Origin of the sequence: Mycobacterium sp. KBS0706, from assembly GCF_005938675.2 — a bacterium.
Classification (GTDB): domain Bacteria; phylum Pseudomonadota; class Alphaproteobacteria; order DSM-16000; family Inquilinaceae; genus Inquilinus.
The window spans coordinates 1-25,617 of the sequence record NZ_VCCH02000078.1; the positions used below are offsets into that span (position 1 = coordinate 1).

At 69.8% G+C, this 25,617-nt stretch carries 24 protein-coding genes and 1 riboswitch; of the genes, 12 read left to right on the top strand and 12 right to left on the bottom strand.

Annotated features, from left to right (window positions below; genetic code table 11):
* The first annotated feature begins 224 nt into the window (after positions 1–224).
* Together FFK22_RS30985 and FFK22_RS30990 are read left to right on the top strand one after the other, a co-directional pair.
* Complete coding sequence (locus FFK22_RS30985) at positions 225–1,166, top strand: LysR family transcriptional regulator (RefSeq protein WP_186002740.1); 942 nt, start codon at positions 225–227, stop codon at positions 1,164–1,166.
* A 100-nt stretch (positions 1,167–1,266) separates the two neighbouring features.
* Positions 1,267–1,887: a cysteine hydrolase family protein gene (locus FFK22_RS30990; RefSeq protein WP_221938986.1), complete on the top strand. Its 621-nt coding sequence runs from the start codon at positions 1,267–1,269 to the stop codon at positions 1,885–1,887.
* A 10-nt stretch (positions 1,888–1,897) separates the two neighbouring features.
* Here the strand turns inward: FFK22_RS30990 and FFK22_RS30995 are convergent, their stop codons facing one another.
* From FFK22_RS30995 to FFK22_RS31015, 5 genes are read right to left on the bottom strand one after another with little or no spacing between them, the layout of a single operon-like run.
* Entirely contained in the window at positions 1,898–2,548 is a 651-nt protein-coding gene (locus FFK22_RS30995) for a hypothetical protein (protein WP_138891385.1), read from the bottom strand.
* 4 nt (positions 2,549–2,552) lie between these two features.
* Entirely contained in the window at positions 2,553–3,362 is an 810-nt protein-coding gene (locus FFK22_RS31000; RefSeq protein ID WP_138891384.1) for an ABC transporter permease, read from the bottom strand.
* Positions 3,359–4,249, bottom strand: coding sequence for an ABC transporter permease (locus FFK22_RS31005; protein ID WP_138891383.1), 891 nt, complete (start codon positions 4,247–4,249; stop codon positions 3,359–3,361). Before FFK22_RS31005 ends, FFK22_RS31000 begins: the two co-directional genes overlap by 4 nt.
* Entirely contained in the window at positions 4,246–5,304 is a 1,059-nt protein-coding gene (locus FFK22_RS31010; protein WP_138891382.1) for an ABC transporter ATP-binding protein, read from the bottom strand. Before FFK22_RS31010 ends, FFK22_RS31005 begins: the two co-directional genes overlap by 4 nt.
* 16 nt (positions 5,305–5,320) lie before the next feature.
* Positions 5,321–6,475 carry a PotD/PotF family extracellular solute-binding protein gene (locus tag FFK22_RS31015; RefSeq protein ID WP_138891381.1) on the bottom strand — a complete coding sequence of 385 codons (1,155 nt, stop codon included), beginning with the start codon at positions 6,473–6,475 and terminating at the stop codon, positions 5,321–5,323.
* Between the two features lie 404 nt (positions 6,476–6,879).
* On the opposite strand from FFK22_RS31015, the gene FFK22_RS31020 reads away from it, so the two are divergent.
* From FFK22_RS31020 to FFK22_RS31060, 9 genes are all read left to right on the top strand, one after another.
* Positions 6,880–8,031 (top strand): isopenicillin N synthase family oxygenase, encoded by a 1,152-nt coding sequence (locus tag FFK22_RS31020; protein WP_138891380.1) that lies wholly within the window; start codon positions 6,880–6,882, stop codon positions 8,029–8,031.
* Positions 8,028–8,750: an urea amidolyase associated protein UAAP1 gene (locus FFK22_RS31025; protein WP_138891379.1), complete on the top strand. Its 723-nt coding sequence runs from the start codon at positions 8,028–8,030 to the stop codon at positions 8,748–8,750. Before FFK22_RS31020 ends, FFK22_RS31025 begins: the two co-directional genes overlap by 4 nt.
* A gap of 8 nt (positions 8,751–8,758) precedes the next feature.
* Entirely contained in the window at positions 8,759–9,403 is a 645-nt protein-coding gene (locus FFK22_RS31030) for an urea amidolyase associated protein UAAP2 (RefSeq protein ID WP_138891378.1), read from the top strand.
* Complete coding sequence (gene uca, locus FFK22_RS31035; RefSeq protein WP_138891377.1) at positions 9,403–13,014, top strand: urea carboxylase; 3,612 nt, start codon at positions 9,403–9,405, stop codon at positions 13,012–13,014. The genes FFK22_RS31030 and uca overlap by 1 nt, the downstream gene beginning before the upstream one ends.
* A gap of 12 nt (positions 13,015–13,026) precedes the next feature.
* Positions 13,027–14,868 (top strand): allophanate hydrolase, encoded by a 1,842-nt coding sequence (atzF, locus tag FFK22_RS31040; protein WP_138891376.1) that lies wholly within the window; start codon positions 13,027–13,029, stop codon positions 14,866–14,868.
* A 92-nt stretch (positions 14,869–14,960) separates the two neighbouring features.
* Positions 14,961–15,629: a GntR family transcriptional regulator gene (locus FFK22_RS31045; RefSeq protein WP_138891375.1), complete on the top strand. Its 669-nt coding sequence runs from the start codon at positions 14,961–14,963 to the stop codon at positions 15,627–15,629.
* Positions 15,630–15,801: 172 nt separating this feature from the next.
* A riboswitch (guanidine-I (ykkC/yxkD leader) is annotated at positions 15,802–15,905 on the top strand.
* A gap of 97 nt (positions 15,906–16,002) precedes the next feature.
* Positions 16,003–17,067: a putative urea ABC transporter substrate-binding protein gene (locus FFK22_RS31050; RefSeq protein ID WP_138891374.1), complete on the top strand. Its 1,065-nt coding sequence runs from the start codon at positions 16,003–16,005 to the stop codon at positions 17,065–17,067.
* Between the two features lie 13 nt (positions 17,068–17,080).
* On the top strand, positions 17,081–17,902 hold the full coding sequence (locus FFK22_RS31055) for an ABC transporter permease (RefSeq protein WP_138891373.1): 822 nt from the start codon (positions 17,081–17,083) through the stop codon (positions 17,900–17,902).
* Positions 17,899–18,714 (top strand): ABC transporter ATP-binding protein, encoded by an 816-nt coding sequence (locus tag FFK22_RS31060; protein WP_138891372.1) that lies wholly within the window; start codon positions 17,899–17,901, stop codon positions 18,712–18,714. The genes FFK22_RS31055 and FFK22_RS31060 overlap by 4 nt, the downstream gene beginning before the upstream one ends.
* A 118-nt stretch (positions 18,715–18,832) precedes the next feature.
* Here the strand turns inward: FFK22_RS31060 and FFK22_RS31065 are convergent, their stop codons facing one another.
* The 7 genes from FFK22_RS31065 to FFK22_RS31095 are packed head-to-tail and all read right to left on the bottom strand — an operon-like array spanning position 18,833 to position 24,514.
* Positions 18,833–19,435, bottom strand: coding sequence for a DUF1989 domain-containing protein (locus FFK22_RS31065; RefSeq protein WP_138891371.1), 603 nt, complete (start codon positions 19,433–19,435; stop codon positions 18,833–18,835).
* Positions 19,436–19,449: 14 nt separating this feature from the next.
* The gene (locus tag FFK22_RS31070; protein WP_138891370.1) at positions 19,450–20,415 is read right to left on the bottom strand and encodes an arginase family protein; all 966 of its coding nucleotides are present in this window, start codon (positions 20,413–20,415) and stop codon (positions 19,450–19,452) included.
* 3 nt (positions 20,416–20,418) lie between these two features.
* On the bottom strand, positions 20,419–21,234 hold the full coding sequence (locus FFK22_RS31075) for an amino acid ABC transporter ATP-binding protein (RefSeq protein WP_138891369.1): 816 nt from the start codon (positions 21,232–21,234) through the stop codon (positions 20,419–20,421).
* Entirely contained in the window at positions 21,231–21,953 is a 723-nt protein-coding gene (locus tag FFK22_RS31080; RefSeq protein ID WP_138891368.1) for an amino acid ABC transporter permease, read from the bottom strand. The genes FFK22_RS31075 and FFK22_RS31080 overlap by 4 nt, the downstream gene beginning before the upstream one ends.
* A gap of 3 nt (positions 21,954–21,956) precedes the next feature.
* Positions 21,957–22,616, bottom strand: a complete 660-nt coding sequence (locus tag FFK22_RS31085; RefSeq protein WP_138891367.1) for an amino acid ABC transporter permease — start codon at positions 22,614–22,616, stop codon at positions 21,957–21,959.
* 27 nt (positions 22,617–22,643) lie between these two features.
* Positions 22,644–23,501 carry a transporter substrate-binding domain-containing protein gene (locus tag FFK22_RS31090; RefSeq protein WP_138891366.1) on the bottom strand — a complete coding sequence of 286 codons (858 nt, stop codon included), beginning with the start codon at positions 23,499–23,501 and terminating at the stop codon, positions 22,644–22,646.
* Between the two features lie 47 nt (positions 23,502–23,548).
* The gene (locus FFK22_RS31095) at positions 23,549–24,514 is read right to left on the bottom strand and encodes an agmatinase (protein WP_138891365.1); all 966 of its coding nucleotides are present in this window, start codon (positions 24,512–24,514) and stop codon (positions 23,549–23,551) included.
* 158 nt (positions 24,515–24,672) lie between these two features.
* Between FFK22_RS31095 and FFK22_RS31100 the strand changes: the two genes are divergently transcribed.
* Positions 24,673–25,593 carry a LysR family transcriptional regulator gene (locus FFK22_RS31100; protein WP_138891364.1) on the top strand — a complete coding sequence of 307 codons (921 nt, stop codon included), beginning with the start codon at positions 24,673–24,675 and terminating at the stop codon, positions 25,591–25,593.
* Positions 25,594–25,617: the final 24 nt, after the last annotated feature.

The window sequence follows — 25,617 nt, forward strand, 5'->3', positions numbered from 1 at the left end:
AGCTGATGGAGAGGCCTGTTCCCAGATTGGTTGCGTGATCAATCGCAAGTACTCCGAAGCTCAAGCAAGCTGAGCCGAGGCCCTTCATAACGTCTCCGCATACTCGGTCATCGGCCCCGCGGGTTCCCGGCATCAATCTTGCTTGTTGGCAGTCGAGCCGGTCAGCACGAGTTGAGTTGGACCGGTGGGCTTTGCTCGATCTGGATGTTTTGGGAACGATGGGCATGGGTAACGCTCACCGAGGGTTTTCGGCCAGGATCGGCGACGGGGACCTCCGGCTGCTGAGGATCTTCTGCACGGTCGCCGAGCGCGGCGGCTTCTCGACCGCTGAATCCGAGCTGCAGATGGGCCTTCCGGCGATCAGCCGGGCGATCAGGGACCTGGAGGTCAGGCTCGGCCTTCGCCTCTGCCGTCGCGGCCGGTCCGGCTTCGCCCTGACCAAGGACGGCCAGCAGGTCCAGGCCGCGAGCCTGCAGCTGCTGGCCGATCTGGAGCGCTTCGAGCTCGGCATCCGCTCCCTGCGTGCCGAGCTGTGCGGGGCGATCGCCATCGGCATCGTCGACACCCTCATCACCGACGAGGCGTTTCGGATCCCCACTCTGCTGAAGACGTTCAAGACGCGGCATCCCGAAATCCAGATCAACCTGACGGTCAGGACCTCGAACCTGATCGAGCAGGCGGTCATCGACGGCAGCCTCGATGCCGGCCTGATCGTCGGCCGGCGCCGCATCCGGCAACTGGTCCACCGTCTTCTCTATCGCGAGACCAGCCATCTCTACTGCAGCGCCGGGCATCCGCTGGTCCGCCACCACGGCGACGCGATCCGGGTCGAGCATCTGTCGGAATGCGACTTCGTCGGCTATACCGCGGTCAGCGAGATCGGCCGGCTGCGGACCGGCCCCGCCTTCCGCCGGACCGCCCTGGTCGATCACATGGAGGCGGCCGCGATCCTGATCGGCACCGACTGCTTCATCGGCTATCTGCCCGACCATTACGCCGAGGCGATGGCGCCGCGGGCGCGCTTCATCCGGCTGCTGGAAGACGACTTCGCCTTCCATTCGGATGTCGAGCTGGTCACCCGCCGCGGCCCCGGCTCGCCGGTCCTCGCCGCCTTCCTGGCCCAGCTCGACGCCTGGACGTCACGCGCATCGAGCCCGGACGCGTAGCCCCGTCACTTGCGCGCGGCCGAAAGCGATGTTGCCGCATACGTCATTTGTCCGCCGGCGCGCGCCGGCGATGCTGGCACGGCATCGACAGGAGGAACAGATGGCGAAGACGCCCAGGGACATGATCGTCGGCAGGCCGGTGCTGCTGGTCGTCGATATCCAGAAGGGCAGCTTCATGCCGAGGCGGCCGGAGTCGATGCTCGAGCACATGCCCGATTCCGAGCTGCGCTGCCGCCGCGCCCGCACGGTCATCGACGCTGCCCGCGCCGCCGGCGTGCCGGTCGTCTTCATCCAGGAGATCCATCGCAGCGACCGCATCGACTACGGCCGCGAGCTCGACGGCAGCGAGGGCATCCACTGCCTGGACGGCGACCCGTCCACGCCGCTCGCGGTCGAGGAGATGGGCATCCTGCCGACCGACTACACCGTGCCGAAGCGGCGCTATTCGGCCTTCTACGGCACCGATCTCGAGATCCTGCTGAAGGCGCTGAAGGCCGAGACGCTGATCCTGGTCGGCGGCTTCACCGATGTCTGCGTCCACTACACCTTCGTCGACGGCCACCAGGGCGACTATTTCTGCCGCGTGGTCGAGGACTGCGTCGCCGGCTCCAGCATCGCGGCCCATGACGCCGCCCTGCGGGCGATGGAGTACCTGCAGTCCGGCGCCCGCCGCTCCGCGGCCGAGATCATCGACGCCCTCGCCCTGCGACAGGCCGCCTGACCATGTGGGATCAGAGCGGCGTCCAGCGCAGGCCGGTGCCGCTCTCGACCACGTCTTCTCCGTCCGGCTGCAGCCCGAGGGCGCCACCCGCGCGATCCGGCTCGGTGGACAGGGCGATCCGCCACTCTCCCGTCGCCGCGACCCGGCCGTAGTCGATCGCGCAGCCCGGCTCGTAGGACACCGAGTCCAGCGCTTCGATGCGGATGAAATGGCTGCCGACGCGCACCAGCAGCCGCGACGGGCCGCCGATGCTGGCGAAGGCCATGGCGCCCTCGGTGCCGTCGTCCAGCCGCTCCCAATCCTCGCGATAGACGGCGTGCACCCCCTCCTCGATCAGCAGCCCGGCCTCCAGGCGCAGCCGGCCGGCATCGGCGGTCGGGCCGGGCGGACGGTAGCTGATCCACCGGTGCCAGGTGCAGAGATCGCCGTCCAGCGTGGTGTGCCCGGCGAAGCCGTCCTGCCGCGCCAGGACCAGCAGCGCCTCCGCCGGCAACGCCGACCGCGGCAGCTTCTGCAACACCAGGCTCTCCCGCGGCAGCCGGATGTCGGCGAAGGTGGAGCGCGTCTGCAGCCAGAGCACCGTGGTGGTCCGGTCCTCGCACCCGTCGGGGAAGGCGATCAGGCGGCGGCGCCAGACGCCGAGGAGCCAGTCTGGGACCATCGCCTCAGTCCCGCGGGCTGGCCGCGCCGAGCAGCTTCGGCAGGTCGCCGAACCGCGCGATCAGGCAGAAGGTGCCGGCGCCGAGCAGCATGAACAGCACCGCGCCGACGCACATGGTCGGCTCGAAGCCGAGCCGCATACTATTGAACACCTTGATCGGCAGCGTCTCCACCGCGAAGCCGGCGACCATGTAGGCGATGATGTACTCGTTGATGCTGAGCACGAAGACGAACAGCGCACCGCACAGCACATAGGGCATCACGATCGGCGCGATCACGGTGCGGAACACGTGGTTGTCGGTGGCGCCCATCGTCGCCGCCACCTCGATCAGGCTGCGGTCGATGCTCTGGAAGCCGAGCGAGACGGTGACGAGCGGCAGCGCCAGCAGGACCACGGCATGGCTCAGCACCGTGTTCTCGACCCGGCCGACATGGCCGATGAAGCCCCAGAAGATCATGAACACCACAGCGAGCACCACCGGCGGCAGCATGAAGGCCAGGGCGCCGATGCCGGAGAGCAGCTTCGAGAAGCGCGAGTTGAAGCGCCAGATCCCATAGGCGACCGGAACGGCGATGCTGGTGGAGACCAGGGCCGCCGCCGCGGCGATCAGCAGCGACCATTGCAGCGACGACAGCCAGGCCGGGCTGCTGAAGAAGGCCTCGTACCAGTTCCAACCGAAGCGTTCGGGCGGGAAGGACATGCGCCGGGTGGCGTTCAGCGACACGCCGGCGACCACCACCAGCGGCGCCGCCATGAACACCGCGATCACGGCCAGGAAGGCTTGGCGCGGCAACTGCAACAGGTTTCGTATCATGGCTTGTCCCCCTTCCGGCGGCCGAGCAGCGCGGTCGCACCGGTCAGCAGCAGGGTGAGGCCGAGGAAGATCACCGCCTGGGCCGCGCCGAGCGGCACATTGCCGGCGCCGAGCACGGTGTTGCTGATCAGGACGCCGACGGTCCACTGCTCGGGCTTGCCCAGCACCAGCGGCGTCACATAGGAGCCGACGGTGAAGATGAAGACCACGACCAGCGAGGACACCAGCGGCCGGCGCATCAGCGGCAGGATGATGGTGAAGAAGCCGTGCGGCGGCGACGCCCCCATGGTCCGCGCCGCCTCCAGCAGGTCGCGGTCGATCCGCGACAGCGACGGGTACAGCAGCAGCACCGAGAAGGGCAGCGTCAGATAGACCAGGCAGGCCAGCATGGCGCCGGCGCTGGGGTAGAGCGACTGCGCCTCGGACAGCAGGCCGACGACCGCCAGCAGGTCGGACAGGCCGATGCGGCGGGCGAGCATGACCTGCCAGGCGAAGGAGATCAGCACCTCCGACAGCGACAGGGTGGTCAGCAGCCCGACCAGCCACACCATCTGCGAGCGCCGCCGCATCCGTGTGATCAGATAGGTCAGCGGCAGGCCGATCGCCGCGACCGTGACCGAGACCACCGTCGCCAGCACGGCGGAATAGCCCAGCATGCGCAGGAAGGTGGCGTCGAACACCTGCCCGTACTGGGTCCACTCGAAGCCCGGCGACCAGAGCGCACCGGGCTCGCGATGGGCGGTGCTGACCTGCAGCAGCAGGAACAGCGGAAAGGCGCTGAGGCCGACGATTGCGAGCGTCGGCCAGGCGAGGAGCGCGACCAGCCGGCCGGACGGCAGGCGGGGCCGCGCGCGGAGGAGCGTCATCCTCTCGGCCAAATCGGTCATTCCGTCAGGATCCTGCAGGCTTCGGGCGGCAGGGTGATGCGGACCTGGTCGCTGGGTCCGGCGCCGACCCAGTCCCGCGGCGCGGTGACCGCGACGATGGAGCGGCCGGCGCAATCCAGCCTGGCCTCGATATTCGCCCCGACGTCGCGCACGAAGGTGACCCGTGCCGGCAGGCTATTGCCATCGTCTTCGTCGACGCCCGACGCGATCCGGATGTCCTCGGGCCGGATCGACAGCGTCACCCGCGCCCCCGCCACCGGCGCCTCCCGCGGCGGCGTCACCCGGATCGGCCGGTTGGCGAAGCTGACCATGTCCGGCGCCGCCATCTCGGCGTCCAGCAGGTTGCTGAGGCCGATGAAGTCGGCGACGAAGCGGTTCGCCGGGTTGCGGTAGATCTCCAGCGGCGCGCCGACCTGCTGCACCCGGCCCTTGGCCATCACCACGATCCGGTCGGCCATGGTCATGGCCTCGCGCTGGTCATGGGTGACCAGGATGGTGGTGATCTTGAGCCGCTGCTGCAGCAGCCGCAGCTCGACTTGCATCTCCTCGCGCAGCTTGGCGTCGAGCGCCGACAGCGGCTCGTCGAGCAGGAACACGCTCGGCTCCTGCGCCAGGGCGCGGGCGATCGCCACCCGTTGCCTCTGGCCGCCGGAGAGCTGCCCGATGTTCCGCTTGCCGATGTCCGGCAGCTGGATCAGCTCCAGCAGCTCGGCGACGCGGCTGGTGCGCTGCCGCCGGTCGAAGCCGCGCAGGCGCATGCTGTAGGCGATGTTCTCCTCCACCGAGAGATGGGGGAACAGCGCCAGCGACTGGAAGATCATGCCGAACTGCCGCCGGTGCGCCGGCTGGTCGGTGATGTCCTTGCCGTTGAGCAGGACGGTGCCGGCATTGGGCCGCTCGAGGCCGGCGACGATGCGCATCAGGGTCGTCTTGCCGCAGCCGGACGGCCCGAGGAAGCAGGTGAACTGGCCCTGGGGGAGCGCGAGGGAGACGCGGTCGACGGCGCGCATGCCGCCGAAGGTCTTGCTGACCTCGCGAAGCTCTAAGCCGAGCATGGCGGGTCCTCCGAGGTCAGCTGGCGGTCAGCATCCTGGTGAACTCCGCCGTCATGAAGTCGAGATGCGTCAGCCGGGTCTCGATCGCCGGCACGATCGGCGGCACCTCGCTCGACACCGCGGCGAACTCCGCATCGGTCAGGTCGGTCTTGTCGCGGGTGATGATCGGCGCGCAACCGACATTGCGGGCCATCAGCCCCTGCGCCTCGGGCGAGCACATGAAGTTGATGAACTCGCAGGCCTCCTCGGCCTTGGTCGAGGCCGAGGGCTGGCACCAGGACCCGAAATCGATGACGCCGCCTTCCTGCGGGAAGATCGACTTCACCGGGGTCCCGGCCTTCGCCATCACGCCGGCCACGTCGTGGAAATAGGTGCCGCCGATCACCTCGCCGTTCTCGAAGGCGGTCTGCATGGTGCCTTCCGATTCCCACCACAGCTTCACCTGGGGCTTCAGCTCGGCCATCTTGGCGATGACCTGCAGGATGCCGTCCTTGGTCGACAGGATCTCGGTGCCGCCGAACCAGGTCTTGGCGGTGATCTCGAACAGATAGCTGCTGCCGCCGGAGCTCACCCCCCAGGCATTCGGGTGCGATGCATCCCAGAACGCCTTCCAGCTGTCCGGCGGGGTGGGCAACTCCTCCGGGTTGATGATCAAGGTCATGTACCAGGCCATCGCGCCGACGCCGTAGACGCCGCTGTCGCTCTTGCCGACGTAGAAATCCGGCAGGTTCGAAAGGTTCGCGATGCGCGCGGTGTCGAAGCCTTTCCACATCTTGTTGCGGTCGCCGCGCACCCGCTCGCTCTGCGCCGTGGTGCAGAGGTCCATCGGCGGCAGGCCGGCGCGGTTGGCCTCGGCCAGCTGGATCAGGAACTGCACGCCCGAGGGCTGGCTCACCGAATTGACGGCGATGCCGGTGGCCTTGGTGAAGGCCGGGTAGACGAATTTGTTGAAGCTCTCCTCGAAATAGCCGCCATAGGTCGAGACCTTGAGCGAGCGCTCCGCCCCCCAGGACGGCCGCAGGAACGGCATGCCGATGCCGGCCGCCGCGAGGAGAAGCCCGCCATCCCGCAGCAGGCTCCGGCGGTTCGGCCGATAGACGGCCCGCCCCTCCCCGGTTCGGGTCTCGATCAGCGACGTGCCGGCGGGTCCACGATCGTGCTGTTCACTCATCGACCTCTCCGTTGCCTTGTGCGGTCGCCGGGGCAGCGCCGCTCCCTGTTTCCCATTCGTCAAGCAAATCCCGGGCCAATGTTCAGACGTTTGGTTCCGCCGGCGTCGGAAGGCAGAGCATCAGCCAAAGTCCCGGACGCCAACGCAGGATTGCATGCAATCTTGATGGCAATGGATCTGCCCAAACTCGCAGCAATCCTGGGAAAAAGCTGATCACAAAATGAACTCCACTCGTCGCGTTGTATGCCGAGGCAGCAGAATTCTGCGGATTGCATACTGGCACGAGCCTTGCTTCGACACCGGCGGGTCCCGGCCATCCCCAGGAACGATGGCATCGTGAGCGCGTCCGCTCGGAGCGGAAGCGCGGCCGCGGAGGACGCGGTCGGCGAGAGAGGATATCCACCGTGGACAAGGAGATTGAGACGTCCGGCGGCGCGATGGGCGCACGCCTCCTGCCCTTCAAGGCCATTCCCGTCATCGACATCGGCCCGCTGGCCGGCGCGGACGAGGAGTCCAGACGCCGGACGATCGACGAGATCGGCCAGGCCTGCGAGACGGTCGGCTTCTTCTACATCCGCAACCATGGCGTGCCCGAGGCGCTGATCGAGCAGACCTACGCCCTGTCCCGTGCCTTCCATCACGGGCCGGCGGGGCAGAAGCAGCGCGTCCATGTCAGCCGCTCGCCGGGGACGCGCGGCTGGATCCCGATCTCGACCGAGGACGATGACGGCGATCCCGAGCACTACCCCCTGGTCGAGCGCCCGCCCGAGCGTGACTACAACCTCAAGCCGCGCCTGCACGCCGCCTTCGATCTGTCGATCGAGATCGCCGAGGACGACCCCGATTTCCGGGCCGGCAACGTCATGCTGGTGCCGAACCAGTGGCCGGACTGGATCCCGGAGTTCCGCGACGGGATCCTCGACTACTACGCCAGGGTCACCGAGGTCGGCGAGCGGCTGTTCCGGGCCTTCGAGACGCGGCTGAGCCTGCCGGACGGCTTCTTCGCCGAGCGCACGCGCAAGGCGCCGTCGCAGCTGCGCCTGCTGCACTACCCGCCGAACGACCTGCCGATGAACAACACCAATCTCGGCATCGGCGCCCATTCGGATTTCGAGTGCTTCACCATCCTGAACCAGCAGGCGCCGGGCCTGCAGGTGATGAACGCCGCCGATGAATGGGTCGAGGCGCCGCCGATCCCCGGCACCTTCATCGTCAATGTCGGCGACATGCTGGAGGGCTGGACCAACGGCCTGTTCAAGGCGACGCAGCACCGCGTGGTCAACACCGGCAGGGAGCGCTTCTCGCTGCCGCTGTTCTTCGCCGTCGACTACCACACGGTGGTCGAGCCGCTGCCGCAATTCGTCTCGGCGGAGAACCCGGCGCGCTACAACCGCATCGTTGCCGGCGACCATCTGGCCGGCTTCAGCGTCGATGCCGCCAAGCATCTGCGCCGCAAGATCAAGACCGGGCAGATGACGATCACCTTCCCGATCCACAAGGAGAACCCGTTCAAGCGCAAGGCGGTGAACGAGTTCGAGGACGGAGAGCACCCATGAGCATCCGCGACGTGCTGCACGAGGAGGAGATCCCGGGCGGCAAGCACTGGTCCTTCACCGTCGGGCGGGGCACGCTGCTGCGCCTGGCGGACATCGAGGGCGGCGCCAATGTCGGCATGCTGTTCTACAACCCGGCCAACCTGCTGGAGCGCTACAACGCGCCCGACACGCTGAAGGGCCAGCACACCTTCCGGCTGACCGCGGGGCATTGCCTCTACTCCGACATGGGGCGGGTGTTCTGCTCGATCGTCGAGGACTCCTCCGGCTGGCACGACACCGTCTGCGGCAACACGACCCGGGCGATGGTGGCGGCGCGCTGGGGCGTGAAGACCTACCAGGAGCACCGCAACGACTGGACCCAGAACGGCCGCGACAGCTTCCTGGTCGAGGGCGCGAAATACGGCCTCGGGCGTCGGGACCTGGCCGCCAACGTCAACTGGTTCAGCCGGGTGCGGACCGAGGCGGATGGCGGCCTGGTCTTCGATGCCGGCGCGGCCGAGCCCGGCGCCCATGTCATGCTGCGCTTCGAGATGGACACGCTGGTGCTGCTGCACACCTGCCCGCACCCGCTGAACCCGGCCAACGACTATCCGCGCAAGCCGGTGCTGCTGCGCTTCGGCAAGGCCGATCCGGTGGCGACGGACGATTCCTGCCTGACCTCCCGCCCCGAGAACGGGCGCGGCTTCGCCAACAACCATTTCCACCATCTCTGCGGCTGAGGCGACGGATGATCAAGGAAAGCCCCCTCAGCCCCGATCGCGCCGCCCATCGCGAGACCGTGCCCGCCGGCGCCTACTGGATGCATCCGGTGCGCCGCGGCCAGGTCTTCCGCATCGTCGACCTGGAGGGCAACCAGGCGGCCGATACGCTGTTCTACAGCGCCGACGACCCGGCGGAGCGCTACAGCGCCGTCGATACCATCCGCGAGCAGCGCAACGTCTATCTCGGCGTCGGCACGAAGCTGATCTCGACCGACGGCAACCCGATGCTGGAGATCGTCGCCGACACGGTCGGGCGGCACGACACGCTGGGCGGCGCCTGCTCGCCGGAATCGAACACGGTGCGCTACGCCCACGACAAGAAGTGCATGCACGCCTGCCGCGACAGCTACCTGCTGGCGGTGACCGAGAACGACCAGTTCGGCCTGACCAAGCGCGACATCACCCACAACATCAACTTCTTCATGAATGTCCCGGTGACGCCGGAGGGCGGGCTGACCTTCGCCGACGGCGTCAGCGGGCCGGGGAAATACGTCGAGATGCGGGCCGAGATGGACGTCATCGTCCTGATCTCCAACTGCCCGCAGCTGAACAACCCGTGCAACGCCTACAACCCGACCCCGATCGAAGTGCTGATCTGGGACGCGGCCTGATGCAGCGCCCCCCGTTCGGCAAGGTGCTGGTCGCCAATCGCGGCGAGATCGCCTGCCGCATCATCCGCACGCTCGACCGGATGGGCATCGCCTCGGTCGCCGTCCATTCCGAGGCCGACGCCCCGTCGCTGCATGTCGCCGCGGCGGGCGAGGCGGTGTGCATCGGCCCCGCGGCCCCGGCGTCGAGCTATCTCGACATCGGCCGGATCCTGGACGCCGCCCACGCCACCGGCGCTGAGGCGATCCATCCCGGCTACGGCTTCCTGTCGGAGAACCCGGATTTCGCCGAGGCCTGCGAGGCGGCGGGGATCGCCTTCATCGGCCCGACGGCAGAGCAGATGCGCGCCTTCGGGCTGAAGCACCGTGCGCGGGCGCTGGCCGAAGAAGCTGGCGTGCCGCTGTCGCCCGGCAGCAGCCTGCTGCGGGACGCGATGCATGCCGCCGAAGAGGCGGCGCGCATCGGCTATCCGGTGATGATCAAGAGCACGGCGGGCGGCGGCGGCATCGGCATGCAGCTCTGCCGCGATCCGGCCGCGCTGGAGGGCATGTTCGAGGCGGTCCACCGGCTGTCCCGCAACAACTTCAAGGAAGCCGGGATCTATCTCGAGAAGTTCGTCGAGAGCGCCCGCCACATCGAGGTGCAGATCTTCGGCGACGGCCGGGGCCATGTGGTGGCGCTGGGCGAGCGCGACTGCTCGGCCCAGCGGCGCAACCAGAAGATCATCGAGGAGACGCCGGCCCCCGGCATCTCCGACGCCCTGCGCCGGCAGCTGTTCGAGGCGGCAGAGCGGCTCGGTCGGGCGGTCGAGTACCGCTCGGCCGGCACGGTCGAGTTCGTCTACGACACCGTGGCGGAGGAGGCCTATTTCCTCGAGGTCAACACCCGGCTGCAGGTCGAGCACGGCGTCACCGAGGAGGTGACCGGCATCGACCTGGTCGAATGGATGGTGCGCCAGGCCGCGGGCGGGGCCCTGCCCCTGGCCGGCCACGTCGCCCGCGGCGCAGCGATCCAGGTGCGGCTCTATGCCGAGGATCCGGGCCGGGCCTTCCGCCCCTCCTCCGGCCTGCTGACCGAGGTGGCGTTCCCGGAGGGTGTCCGGGTCGAGACCTGGGTCGAGCGCGGCAGCGAGGTGACGCCCTTCTACGACCCGCTGGTCGCCAAGCTGATCGTGCGCGGCGCCGACCGGGCCGAGACGCTGGAGCGGCTGCGCGACGCCCTGGCGCGCTGCCGGCTGGCCGGGATCGAGACCAATCTCGGCTATCTCCGCCAGCTGGCGGCGGACCCGGCCTTCGCCGCCGGCGGCATGACCACCCGCGCGCTCGAAGGCTTCGCCTATGCCGCGCGGACGGTCGAAGTGCTGGCGCCGGGCACGCTGACCACGGTGCAGGACCATCCCGGCCGGGTCGGCTATTGGGAGATCGGCGTGCCGCCCTCGGGCCCGATGGACCCGCTGGCCTTCCGGCTTGGCAACACCGTGCTGGGCAACCCGGACGATGCGGCAGGGCTGGAGATCACCGTCTCCGGCCCGACCCTCAAGTTTAACGCCGCGGCGGTGATCTGCCTCGCCGGCGCCGCCATGCCGGCCGAGCTGGACGGCGCGCCGGTGCCGTTCTGGAGCCCGGTCGAGGTTCCCGCAGGCTCCGTGCTGCGGATCGGCGCCGCCGCCGGCGCCGGCTGCCGGGCTTATCTGCTGCTGCGCGGCGGCCTGGACGTGCCGGAGTATCTCGGCAGCCGGTCCACCTTCACCCTGGGGAAATTCGGCGGCCATGGCGGCCGTGCCCTGCTGGTTGGCGACATCCTGCATCTCGGCACCGCCGAGGCCGGGCCGGCGCGGCCGCTGCCGGCGGAGCTGATGCCCGCTTATGTGCATCGCTGGGAGATCGGCGTCCTCTACGGCCCGCATGGGGCGCCGGACTTCTTCACCGAGGCCGACATCGCCGCCTTCTTCACCGCAGATTGGCAGGTGCATTACAACTCCAGCCGCACCGGTGTCCGGCTGATCGGCCCGAAGCCGGAATGGGCCCGGCCGGACGGCGGCGAGGCCGGGCTGCATCCGTCCAACATCCACGACAACGCCTATGCCATCGGCGCGGTCGACTTCACCGGCGACATGCCGGTGATCCTCGGCCCCGACGGACCGAGCCTGGGCGGCTTCGTCTGCCCGGCGACGATCGTCGCCGCCGAGCTGTGGAAGATCGGCCAGCTGCGTCCCGGCGACACCGTGCGCTTCCGGCGCTTCACCCCGGCCGAGGCCGCGGCGCTGGAAGCGGCGCAGGAGGCCATGATCACCGATCTGGCGCCCGCCCCAGCCTTTCCCGCCGCGGACTTCGAGGCCGACGCCGGCCCGGACGACGCGGTGCTGCTGCGCCTGCCGGGGGCGCCCGGGCATGAGGCGGTGGTCTATCGCCGGGCCGGCGACAAATATCTGCTGGTCGAATACGGGCCGGCGGTGCTCGACCTGGCCCTGCGCTTCCGGGTCCATGCGCTGCAGGGCCGGCTGCGACAGCTGGCCCCACCGGGCATCCTCGACCTGACGCCCGGCATCCGCTCGCTGCAGATCCATTACGACAGCCGGGTCCTGCCGCTGCGCCGGCTGCTAGACCTGCTGCGCGAGGCGGAGGCGACGCTGCCGGATGTCGAGGAGCTGGAGGTGCCGACCCGCATCGTCCATCTGCCGCTGTCCTGGGACGACGAGGCCACGCAGCTCGCCATCGCCAAATACATGCAGTCGGTGCGGCCGGACGCGCCCTGGTGCCCGAGCAACATCGAGTTCATCCGCCGGATCAACGGGCTGGACGATATCGAGGCGGTGCGCGAGATCGTGTTCGGCGCCAGCTACCTGGTGCTCGGCCTCGGCGACGTCTATCTCGGCGCGCCGGTGGCAACCCCGGTCGACCCTCGCCACCGCCTGGTCACCACCAAGTACAACCCGGCGCGCACCTGGACGCCGGAGAACGCAGTCGGCATCGGCGGTGCCTATCTCTGCGTCTACGGCATGGAGGGGCCGGGCGGCTATCAGTTCGTCGGCCGCACCTGCCAGATGTGGAACCCGTACCGGACGACGCGGGAGTTCGAACAGCCCTGGCTGCTGCGCCATTTCGACCAGCTGCGCTTCCACCCGGTCAGCCATGAGGAGCTGCTGCGGTTCCGCGCCGATTTCCTGCTCGGTCGAGCGGAGCTGCGGATCACCGAGGAGGTGTTCCGCCTGCGCGACCACCGCGGGTTCCTGGAGGACCACGACGCGGAAATCACCGCCTTCACGCAGCGCCGGCAGGCCGCCTTCGAGGCGGAGCGGACGCGCTGGGAGGAAGCGGGCCACGCCACCGACCCGTCGGAGCCGCCCGACGTCGCCGAGGCGGCGGAGGCCGCGCTGCCGCCGGGCGGCGAGGCCGTACCCAGCCCGGTGCCGGGCAGCATCTGGAAGCTGGCGGCCGAGGCCGGCCGCCCGGTCAGCGCCGGCGATCCGCTGCTGGTCGTCGAATCAATGAAGATGGAAATCACCATTCGCGCGCCGACCGACGGCGTGCTCGCCGAACTGCGCTGCGCCGAAGGCCAGGCCGTGACGCTGGGCCAGACCCTCGCCGTCATCGTGCCGGCCGCCGCGGCCTGAGAGGACACATCCATGACTGTTCCCAGCCTCGAGATCGCCGTCCTCGTCAAGGCCTACGCCGCGGGCGACCTGACCCCCGAGGCGGTGCTCGACGCCGTCTACAACCGCATCGCCGAGATCGGCGAGCGGCCGGTCTGGATCACGCTGGTGCCGCGCGCGGAGGCCAAGCGGCAGCTCGCCGCGGCCAAGGCCCGGGCCGCGGCCGGCGAGGTGCTGCCGCTGCTCGGCATCCCCTTCGCGGTCAAGGACAATATCGACGTCGCCGGGCTGCCGACCACCGCCGGCTGCCCCGACTTCGCCTTCGTGCCGGAGCGCTCCGCCACCGTGGTCGAGCGGCTGGTCGCGGCCGGCGCGATCCTGATCGGCAAGACCAATCTCGACCAGTTCGCCACCGGGCTGGTCGGCACCCGGTCGCCCTACGGCATCTGCAGCTCGGTGTTCGACGCGCGCTACGTCTCCGGCGGATCGAGCGCCGGGTCCGGCGTGGCGGTGGCGGCGGGGCTGGTCTCCTTCGCCCTCGGCACCGACACGGCGGGGTCGGGCCGGGTGCCGGCCGCCTTCAACAGCATCGTCGGGCTGAAGCCGACCAAGGGCGCGATCAGCACCCACGGCGTGCTGCCCGCCTGCCGCACCCAGGATGCCGTCTCGATCTTCGCCGGCACCAGCGGCGACGCGCTCGCGGTGCTGCGGGTCGCGGCCGGCTTCGATGCCGAGGATCCCTATTCCCGCCGCCTCCCCGCCGAGGCCGTGGCGCCCGGTGCGTGGCCGCAGGGCTTCCGCTTCGGCGTGCCGGCCGAAGGGTTGGAGTTCTTCGGCGACACGGCCGCGGCGGCGCTGTTCGAGGCGGCGGCAGCGCGGCTGGAGGCGCTGGGCGGCACCCGCGTGACGATCGACTTCGCGCCGTTCCGCGACGCCGCCCGGCTGCTCTACTCCGGCCCCTGGGTGGCCGAGCGGCTGGCCGCGATCCGCGATTTCGCGGCATCCAAGCCGGAGGCGATTCATCCGGTGGTGCGCGGCATCATCCTCGGCGCGGACAAGCTCGGCGCCGTCGACGCCTTCGAGGGCATCTATGAGCTGGCCCGGCTGACCCGCCTGGCCGAGGCGGAATGGGCGAAAATGGATGTCCTGCTGCTGCCGACCACCGGCACGATCTACACGATCGAGGATCTCCTGGCCGACCCGGTGCGGCTGAACAGCAATCTCGGCGCCTACACCAACTTCGTCAACCTGATGGACTTGTCGGCGACCGCCGTGCCGGCCGGCTTCCGAGACACCGGGCTGCCCTTCGGCGTGTCGCTGATCGGGCCGGCCTTCGCCGATGGCGCGCTGGCCACGCTGGCGGACCGGTTCCACCGCGACCAGGGGCTGGCGATCGGTGCGACCGGCCACCTGCCTTCCGGCCTGCCACTGGCGGCGGCGAGCAGCACCGAGACGACGCAGGACACGGTGCAGATCGCCGTGGTCGGCGGGCATCTCGCGGGCCAGCCGCTGAACCACCAGCTGACCCGGCGCGGCGCGCGGCTGTGCCGCTCAACCCGGACCGCCGCCGGCTATCGCCTGTTCAACCTGACCGGGATGGTGCCGCAGCGGCCGGGGCTGGTCCGTGACGAGGCGGGCCTCGGCGGCATCGAGGTGGAGGTCTGGGAGCTGTCGACCGCCGGCTTCGGCAGCTTCGTCGCCGAGATCCCGCCGCCGCTGACGATCGGCACCGTGACGCTGGCGGACGGCAGCTCGGTCAAGGGCTTCCTGTGCGAGACCTTCGCCGTCGCCGCGGCCGAGGAGATCACCAGCCTGGGCGGCTGGCGCAGCTGGCTGGCCCTCGGCGCACGGGTGGAACACGTGCCCGCCAGGTGAGGATCGGCGGCGGACCCATCGCATTTGCCGCTTGTCAGCCGGCCGCGCAGGCTGGAAAAGCAGTCTTCCTTCGTGCTGCGAACATGTCGTCGATGGACCGCCCGCGTACCCGCACCGACCAGATCGCCGGCGACCTCGCCCGCGCGATCCTCAGCGGCGAGCTGCCCACCGGCACTCGCCTCGACGAGCATTCGCTGGCGCAGCAGTTCGGCGTCTCGCGCACCCCGGTGCGGGAGGCGCTGAAGCAGCTCGGCGGCCTCAGCCTGGTCGATGTGCGGCCGCACCGGGGCGCCGTGGTCGCCGGGGTGCATGCGACCCATATGGGCGAATTCTTCGAGGCGCTGGGCGAGGCCGAGGCGATCTGCGCCCGGCTGGCCGCGATCAAGATGTCCGGCGTCGAGCGCGACCGGCTGGAGGAGGTCTTCCTGCGCTGCGACGACGCCCTGGCCCGCGAGGACCGGGAGGTGATCCCCGTCGTCAATCGCGAGTTCCACGAGGCCATCTATGCGGGGGCGCACAACGCCTTCCTCGCCGACACCGTGCTGATCCTGCGCCGGAAGCTGGCGCCCTTCACCAGCGCGCAGTTCCGCCTCGCCGAGCGGCCGCCGGCGTCGAAGCGGGAGCATGCGGTGGTGATGGCCGCGATCCGCGACCGCAACGGTCCCGCGGCCGAGGAGGCGATGCGCCGGCACATCCTCTCGGTCGGCCGGGCCTGGGCGCAATGGGCGTCCGAAGCCGGGCTTCAGGCCGCGACGGATTAGGGTTCCGCTCTCGAAAGCAGGCAAGAGAGCTGGACGGCCAGCGATCCGAGGTTTCGTGCTCAAAATCGAGCCAAACGGCCAAAATCGCACCACCGCCATCGCCCGAGGACCGCCATATCCTCGCATCGGCGCGGCCGGCGGCGCTGGCATGAGGCTTGCATCGTTCCGGGTCGTGCAGAGCGTCTAGGGTTCCGGTCGCGTGGCGATGCTGGTCCGAGAGACGCACTTCGGCCCGGCGATGGGCGGAAGACACGGCGGGGCAAAAGCCCGGGAGGTCACTGCACGGGTTCGCTGCCGCGGACCGGCCTCCCACGCGCGGCGAACCTCCTTGTGGCGAAACCGGCCGATGGCCGCCTCAGCGAGGAGTTTCCCGATGCCGCTGCCGAAGCTTGCCGCCCTCCTTCTCACCGCGATCGTCGCCCTCTCCGCCCCCCAGGCCGAGGCCGCGCCGAAGAAGAGCTTCGACGTCGCCTGGACCATCTATGTCGGCTGGATGCCGTGGCCCTATGCGGCCGAGACCGGCATCGTCAAGAAATGGGCCGACAAGTACGGCATCACCATCAATGTCGTGCAGATCAACGACTACGTCGAATCGATCAACCAGTTCACCGCCGGCAAGTTCGACGGCGTGACCCTGACCAACATGGACGCGCTGACCATCCCGGCCGCGGGCGGGGTCGACACCACGGCGCTGATCGTCGGCGACTTCTCGAACGGCAATGACGGCATCGTCTCGAAGACCGCCGGCAGCGTCGCCGCGCTGAAGGGCGAGAGCCTGAACCTGGTCGAGCTGTCGGTGTCGCACTACCTGCTGGCCCGGGCGCTGGACGCGGCCGGGTTGTCGGAGCGGGACGTGAAGGTGATCAACACCTCCGACGCCGACATCGTCGCCGCCTTCAAGTCGCCGGACGTGGCCAGCGTCGTCACCTGGAACCCCCTCTTGGCCGAGGTGAAGGCCGAGCCGGGCGCCAAGCTGCTCTTCGACAGCACCAAGGTGCCCGGTGAGATCATCGACCTGATGGGTGTCAACACCGAGACGCTGAAGGACAACCCCGATTTCGGCAAGGCGCTGGTCGGCATCTGGTTCGAGACCCTGGCGCTGGTGACCGACCCCGGCGAGAAGGGCCGGGTGGCGCGCGAGGCGATGGCGAAGCAGTCCGGCACCGACCTGGCCGGCTTCGAGGTCCAGCTGGCGGCGACCCGGCTGTTCGCCGATCCGAAGGAGGCGGTGGCGTTCAGCGAGAGCCCGGACCTGGTGCGCACCATGGATCTGGTGCGCAGCTTCTCCTTCGACCACGGCCTGCTCGGCGAAGGCGCGCGCAGCAAGGACGCGGTCGGCATCGGCTTCGCCAAGGGCGGGACGCTGGGCGATGCCGGCAACGTCAAGCTGCGCTTCGACCCGACCTTCATGGCGCTGGCGGCCGACGGCAAGCTCTGACCCGAGCCCCGCCATGCGCCGCGCCATGAACATCGCGCCGGGCCGCGGCACCCGCCTGCTGCTGGCGCTGCTGCCCTTCCTGATTCTGGCCTGCATCTATGTGATGGGGTCGGCGGAGCGCCGCGCCGCCAACCCGGGCGACAAGCTGCTGCCGCCGGTCGCCGAGATGGCCGACACCGCCACGCGGCTGGCGACCGAGCCCGACCGCCGCAGCGGCGAGATCACGCTCGTCGCCGACACCGCCGCCAGCCTGCAGCGCCTGGTGATCGGCCTCGCCGTCGCCACGCTGATCGGCCTCGCCCTCGGCACCGCGCTCGGCATCCTGCCGCTGGCCGATGCGACGCTAGGGCCGGTGGTCGCGGTCGTGTCGATGATTCCGCCGATGGCGCTGCTGCCGATCCTGTTCATCGTCTTCGGCCTCGGCGAGCTGTCCAAGGTGGTGCTGATCGTGATCGGCATCGCCCCGTTCCTGGTGCGCGACCTGGCGATGAGCGTTGGCGCCATTCCGCGCGAGCAGCTGATCAAGGCGCAGACGCTCGGCGCTTCGACCTGGCAGACGGTGCTGCGGGTGGTGCTGCCGCAGATCCTGCCGCGGCTGATCGAGGCGCTGCGCCTGTCGCTCGGCCCCGCCTTCCTGTTCCTGATCTCGTCCGAGGCGATCGCGGCGGATAGCGGCCTCGGCTACCGCATCTTCCTGGTCCGCCGCTATCTGGCGATGGATGTGATCCTGCCCTATGTCGCCTGGATCACGCTACTGGCCTTCCTGATGGACCTGGCGCTGGCCCGCCTCGCCCGCGGCGCCTTCGCCTGGGCCTATGACGCGGGACGGCGATGAGCGCGATCGCCGCCCGCGACGTCTGGGTCGAATATGGCGACCAGATCGTGCTGGAGGCGATCAACCTCGACATCGCCCCGGGCGCCTTCGTCACCATCGTCGGCCCGTCCGGCTGCGGCAAGAGCACCTTCCTGCGCCTGCTGCTGGGCCAGGAACGGCCGAGCCGCGGCCGCCTGCTGCTCGACGGCACGCCGCTGCCGGACGAGCCGGGGCCGGACCGCGGCATCGTCTTCCAGCGCTATTCCGTGTTCCCGCATCTGACCGTGCTGGGCAATGTCCTGGCCGGCTTCGAATTCGCCGCCAGCCCGGTGCTGGGCCGGCTGTTCGGCCCCGCCCGCCGCCGCGCGGTCGAGGAGAGCGAGGCGCTGCTCGACGCGGTCGGGCTGGCAGCCCATCGCGACAAGCACCCCAGCGCCCTGTCCGGCGGCATGCAGCAGCGGCTGGCGATCGCCCAGGCCCTGGCCAAGCGGCCGAAGGTGCTGCTGCTGGACGAGCCGTTCGGCGCGCTCGACCCCGGCACGCGGCTGCAGATGCACGCGCTGCTGACGCCGCTGTGGCGCCAGCACGGCATGACCGTGGTCATGGTCACCCACGACCTGAAGGAGGCGTTCGGGCTCGGCACCCGGCTCCTCGCCTTCGACAAGCTGCGCCACGACCCGCAGGCGCCCGGCCGCTACGGCGCCCGGGTGACCTACGACCTCGACCTCACCCGCCGGCAGCCCGTGCCCGTCGCGCCAGTGCCGCAGGCGCACCAGGGCGGCCACAGCGATGCCTCGACCTTGCCCCTCCACCCGCGCCGCCACGGCGCTTGATCGGGGAGATCCGCGATGCCTCTGCCATCCTCCTGGCTGACTCAGTTGAAGGCCCTGCGCAGTCTCGTCTACCGCGTCCTGAAAGCCAGGGCGGACCGCCTGTAAGGCGAGGCTCTCCCTACCGCAGCAGCTCGACATGCGCCTCGGTCGGCTTGCGGCCGGCGCCGTTGATCGGGGTGATGTCCTGCGGGCAGGCCGAGAACACGACGACGCAGTCGCGCGCCGCCCGCAGCAGCACATGGTCGCCCGGCCTGGTCACCGGCTTGCCCTGGGTCAGGCTGAGATCGGCGTTGACCGGGATGTTCATGAACAGGTTCAGCGGCTGCGGCACGCGGTCGGCGGACAGGCAGATCGCCGCCATCGCCTCGACCATGTTGTCGGCGCAATTGCGGTGATACTCGGTGCAGCCGAGATGCTCGTAGCGCCAGCGGTCGCAGGCCGCCATCAGCGTGTCGTGGATGCCGGGCGACGTGTCCTCCTCCAGCACCAGGATCGGCTCGCGCCGGTTGGTGAACAGGGTCTGCCCGGCCGCCGGCATCAGTCGGCCGTTCTCCACCCGCGTGTGCTCCATCGACATGTGATGCGCCATGTCCTCGGCGCAGAAGGCCCAGGTGTCGACCACCTGGGAGCCATGGGTGTTGACGACCCTGACTGCCTCGCCCGCAGCGAGGCGCACGGCCTTGCCGCGGGTGGCGGGGATGACGTCGCGTTCGGTGGGCATGATGCTCTCCTGCTTCAGGCGGCCTTGGTGCGGCGGCGCGCGGCCCAGCGCGGCTGGGCGCAGATCTGGCCGAGGAACTCGATGACGGTGAGCGCGCCGAGATAGGCGGTGACGCCGGTGCCGACATCGAGCGGCGGGTTGACCTCGACGAAGTCGAAGGCGGCGACCTCGTGCCGCTCGGCGATCGCCTTCAGGCTGTCGCGCAGCTCGGGATAGCTCATGCCGTTCGGCTCGGCCGAGACGCAGCCCGGCACCAGCGACATGTCCATCGCGTCGACGTCGATGCTGACATAGACGCGCGACCCGGCCGGCAGCAGCTCGGCGATGCCGGCCGGGCCGAGACGCCGGAACTCGCCCATCGGGATCACCCGGTTGCCCGCGGCGATGATCGGCTCCACCTGGTCGGGCGAATGGCGCAGGCTGCGGATGCCGACCTGGGTCAGGCTCAACGCATTCGGCATGCCGGCGATGTGGCGAAAGGCGTGGCTGTTCGTGCGGCTCAGGTCGTTCTCGAACGGCGCGTAGTCGGTGTGCGCGTCGAAATGGATGACGTGCAGCGTCTCGTCGAAGGCGCGGAACACCGGATAGGTGATCGAATGGTCGCCGCCGAGCACCACCGGCATCGCGCCGCGGTCGAGGATGGCCCGGACCGACGCCGTGATGTTGGCGAAGGTCCGCTCCGCATTGGCCGGGTGGATGTCGACGTCGCCGGCATCGGCGATCAGCCCCTGCGCCATCTCCTCGACCAGGTATTCGCGCCGTGTCTCCGGGTCGTAATAGCCGCGGCCGCTGCCGTAGAAGCGCAGTGAATGCTCGCGCAGCGCCCGCGGCGCGAAGCGGCTGCCGGGCAGGAAGGGCGAGCCCTCGTCGAACGGCACGCCGAGCACCGCGATGGCGGCTTCCAGCGTCGACAGATCCTCGCAGATCCGGGCGCGCAGGAAGGAAGGGATGCCGACATAGGGCCGGTTGACGCGGGACATGTCCTACTCCGTCTCGAGGATTGTGGTATCGGGGGCCGGACCGTGGCGCGACAGCACCAGGTCGAGAAAGCCGCGCAGGCGCGGCTCCCGCGGCGCGGCGATGATGTCGCGCGCGGGGCCCTCCTCGACGATGCGGCCCTGGTCCATGAAGGCGATGCGGTCGGCGACATGGGCGGCGAAGCCGATCTCATGGGTCACCACCAGCATGGTCATGCCGCTGGCGGCGAGGCCGCGGAGGACGCCCAGCACCTCGCCGACCAGCTCGGGGTCGAGCGCCGAGGTCGGCTCGTCGAACAGCATCAGCGCCGGCTCCATGGCCAGGGCCCGGGCGATGGCGACGCGCTGCCGCTGCCCGCCCGACAGGGCCTGCGGGTGGCGCCCGGCCCGGTCGGCGAGGCCGAGCCGGCCCAGCAGCTCCTCGGCCCGCCGCGTCGCCTCCGCGCGCGGCCGGCCCAGCACCACCATCTGCGGCCGCACCAGATTCTCCAGCGCGGTCATATGCGGCCACAGGTTGAGCTGCTGGAACACCAGGCCGATCTTCGGGCGCAGCGCGTCGATCTCGCACCGGCCCTGGCGGCGGACCAGGCCGCCGCGGCCGATCTCGCGGCCGAACGGCCGGCCCGCCACCTCGATGAAGCCGTCATCCGGCTGCTCCAGCCAGGTCAGGCAGCGCAGCAGCGTGCTCTTGCCGCAGCCGCTCGGCCCGATCAGGGCGACGATCTCGCCCTCCTCGATGTCGAGATAGAGGTCGTCGAGCACGGTCGTGCCCAGGAAGCGCTTGCGGAGGGCGGAGACGCGAAGGACCGGCGCCCGGCTCACGCCGCCCTCCGTGCTTCCAGCGACAGGTAGCGCGCCGCGATCGGGTTGCCGGTCACGCTCGCGGCCTGGGCGGCGCCGGCACGGCGCTCCAGCCCGCGCGACAGCGCCGCGATGACGATCGCGATCAGCCAGTAGATCGCGGCCACCGCGGCGAACACCTCGAAGGGGGCGAAGGTGTTCCCCTGCACCACCAGGCTCTGATAGGTCAGCTCCGGCACGGTGATCGAGGACAGCACCGCCGATTCCTTCATCATCGTCAGCGTCATGTTGGTGGAGGGCGGCACCAGCGCGCGCAGGATCTGCGGCGCCACCACATGGCGCATCGCCGCCGCCGGCGACATGCCGATCGCCCGCGCGCTCTCGAACTGGCCGCGCGGCAGCGCCAGGATCGCGGCCCGCACGATCTCGGCGTAATAGGCGCTGGCGAACAGCGCGAGCGCCGCCGTGCCGACCAGCGTCGCCGGCAGCCGGATGCCGGAGAAGGGCAGGCCGTAATAGACGACGAACAGGATGATGATGAACGGGATGTTGCGCAGCGCCTCAACATAGGCGCCGGCGAGGAACCGGACGGGCCGGGCCGGCGCCAGCGCGACCAGCGCCACGACGATGCCGGCGGCATAGCCGATCACGAAGGCGGCAACCGAGACCCTGATGGTCAGCCAGGCACCGTCCAGCAGGATCGGCCAGTAGTCGAGCAGGATGGCGGGATCGAAGGGCATGGGTCAGGCCCTCGCCTGGGCGAAGCGGGCCTCGGCGGCCTTGCCGGCCACGCTGATCGCGAGGTTGAGGACCAGGAAGACCAGCGCCGCGCCGATCAGCGTCTCGAACGGCCTGTAGCTGGCGCTGGCGATCTGCTGGGCCGTGCGCAGGACGTCGACCACGGTGATGACCGACAGCAGCGCCGTGCCCTTGACCACGATGGTGGCCTCGTTGATCAGGACCGGGACGATGCGGCGGAACAGCTGGGGCAGCACCACCTTGAGCCAGATGATCCGCGGCGGCAGGCCGAGCGCAGTCGCCGCCTCGATCGGCCCGCTGTCGATCGCGGCGAGGCCGCCGCGCATGCTCTCGCTGACGAACACCATGCTGTTGCAGGCGATGGCGGCCACGCCGGCGACCTCGGGCGACAGGTCGAGGCCGACCGCCGGCAGCACATAGTAGGCGATGAAGATCTGGATCAGCAGCGGCGTGCCGCGCACGAAGCTGATGACCACGGCGACGGCGGCGTTGACCGGCACGATCTTGAGCGAGCGCAGGATCGTCAGTGCCGTCCCGGACAGCAGCGCCAGCAGCATGACCGCGGCCGCCAGGCGGATGTTCACTGTCGCCGCCGCGGCCAGCCGCGGCAGGACCGACAGCAGGAAGTCGAGGTTGAAGCCCATCGCCGGTCCCTTCCCTCGCGCCAGCCCTCACATCGCGCCGGGCGGCAGGTAGCCGCTGTCCGGGATCGTCATCTCGAAGCCGAACCATTTCTTCTGCAGCGCGCCGAGGCGGCCGTCGTCGCGCATCATGCGGATGACCTGGGAGATGGCGTCGCGCAGGTCCTTGTCGTCGGGCCGCGTCACCCAGGCGAGATAGGTGTAGCCGCCGTCCACCGGCGTCGGCGTCGCCAGCTCGAAGACATCCGGCCGCTCCTTCACCAGAACGGCGAGGCTCGGCAGCGACTGGATCACCGCATCCACCTCGCCATTGGCCAGCGCCACATAGCTCTCGGGGAAGGCGGTGAACAGCTTCAGGTCCTTGAAGCCGGCGCCGCCGGAGGCCTTGAGCTTGGCGTCGAGGGCTCGCGCCACCGGCTCGGTCGAGGAGGCGAGCTGGGTGGCCACCACCTTGCCGTTCAGGTCCTCGACCTTGGCGATCGCATCGCCCTTGCGCTTCATCGCATAGGGCATGCCGTCGGCGATCGGCAGCGTGTAGGCGTAGCGCTTGGCACGTTCCTCGTTGATGCCGACGGTGGTGGCGACGAAGTCGAACTTGCCGGCCAGCACGCCCGGCAGGATGCCCTGCCAGGGCAGGTCGAGCTGGTGCATGGTCTTGACGGCGAGCGCCTTCTCGACCTCGGCGAGGATGTCCGAGCCGTAGCCGACGATCTTGCCGTCCTGCACGAATTCGAAGGGCGGGAACGCGGCCTCCGTCCCGACCGTCAGTTCCCCTGTCCGCCTGATCTTCTCCAGCGTGGTCTCGGCCAGCGCTGGCTGGACGGCCGCCAGGACCAGGCAGGCACCGCCTGCGAGGAGACCGAACGCTCTGCGATTGATCCGTGACATGGCAGTGCCTCTCTGTTGCGGTTTGGTTGTTCTGGTTGGAGATCGCCTCAGGCCGGTGGGGCGTCGAAGTAGTTGGCCCGGACCGCGGCGCCGATCAGGTTGACGATCAGCCGCCCGGCGGTGATGGCGGTGATCATGTTCACATCCGCCGACGGCGTGATCTCGACGATGTCCATGCCCAGCACGCGGCCCTTGCGCACCAGGCCATGGATCAGCTTGCGCACCTGGTGGAAGGTCAGGCCGCCGGGCGCCGGCCCCTCGACCGCCGGCATGACGCTGGGGTCCAGCCCGTCGGCGTCGATGGTGATGTAGTACTGGCCGCCGTCCGGGATGCGGTCGAGCACCGCCTCCATGCCGCCGTCATGCACCTCATAGGCGGGGATGATGTTGGCGCCGTAGGCCGCCGCGGTCGCCACCTCCTCCGGCCGGGCGCTGCCCTGCGCGCGCATGCCGATCTGGAAGATCTCGCCGATCTGCGCCATCTCCGACGCCCGCCGCATCGGGCTGGACAGGCCGTCGCGGACGCCGTTCACGTCGTCGCGCCAGTCGATATGGGCGTCGACCTGGACCAGGGTGATCGGGCCGCGGCCCTCGAAGGCGCGCAGGATCGGGATCGGGATGCCGTGGTCGCCGCCGATCGTGACCGGCATGGCGCCCGCGGCAAGGATCTTGCGTACCGCTTCCTCGGCGCGGCGATAGTGGCTGCGGAGATCGGTCATGTCGGCCGGCACGTTGCCGACATCGACCACCTTCAGCGCCCGGCCGCCATAGATCGGGCCGCCGACGTCGTAGTCGTAGCGCTCCAGGCTGCGGCAGACCCGGTCTGTCGCCGCCCGCACCGCGTCCGGCGCCTTGGTCTGGTCGTTGGTGATGGCCGCGGCGTCGTAGGCGCTGCCATAGGGAATGCCGAGGATCGCGACATGTGCGTCGAGCCGGTCGAGATCGGTGCAGATCGGAGACCAGAGGAAGCTCTGATGCTTCAGCGAAGGCGGTACGGTCAGCGGCAACGCCATGGGTCCTCCGAATACTGGCGGCGGATGGTGCCGGTTGTTTCGGCAACTGCTCGGCGATTGAGCATCCGCCCGGTCGTTACTGGGATGCCGAAGCGTAGGCGCCGATCGGGCGCGCCGAGGATGACGGTCGACGAAACCGTGCTTGTAGGGGATGCAACATGGACCAGCTGACGCACGCGCCCGTGCCGCCGATCAGCGAGGCGGACCTCCGGCTCCTGCGCATCTTCCGCGCCGTGGCCGAGGCCGGCGGCCTCACCGCGGCCGAACGGCCGCTCGGCATGGAGCGATCGACGATCAGCCGCCACCTGCAGTCGCTGGAGACCCGGCTCGGCGCCCGGCTGTGCTTCCGCGGCCCGGCGGGGTTCGAGCTGACCGCCTTCGGCGCCAGCGCGCTCCAGGCCGCCATCGCCGCCTGCGACGCGCTGGAGACGGTGCGGCACGAGCTCAACCTCGCCCGCAACATCCTGACCGGAGAGCTGCGCATCGGCATCGCCGACAACTGCCTGTCCAATCCGCGCTGCCGGCTGGTCGGCGCCCTGGCCCGGTTCCGCGAGATCGCGCCCGACGTGACGCTCAACCTGTCGATCGGCCTGCCGGACGAGCTGATCGAGGGCATCTCGGAGCGGCGCCTGCATCTCGCCGTCAGCGGCCAGCCTGCCGGCAACCCCAGGCTGGACTACCGTTCGCTCTTCACCGAGGAGTTCCGCCTCTACATCGCCGCGGATGTGCAGCCGCCGCCCGGGCTCGCGGAGCTGAACCGGCGCGGCTTCGCCCTGGTCACCCGGACCAACGACCGGCGCACCCAGACCCTGGCCCGCCATCTGGACCTGAAGCGCATCGCGGTCGCCTTCGGCCTGGAGGCGGTGGCCACGATGGTCGCCGGCGGCGGCTTCGTCGGCTTCCTGCCGACGCACTATGCCGAGATGCTGGCGCCGACATACCGGCTGCGTGAGGTCGGCGGCGCCGAGGCGTTCCGCTACACGACCCAGTTCTCGCTGATCTGGGCCGTCGACCGGCCGCTGTCACCGAGTGGCCGCCTCTTCGTTCGCCTCCTGACCGACCTCCCGGACGTAGCTTAGCCGCAAGGGCAGTGGATTGGCTGG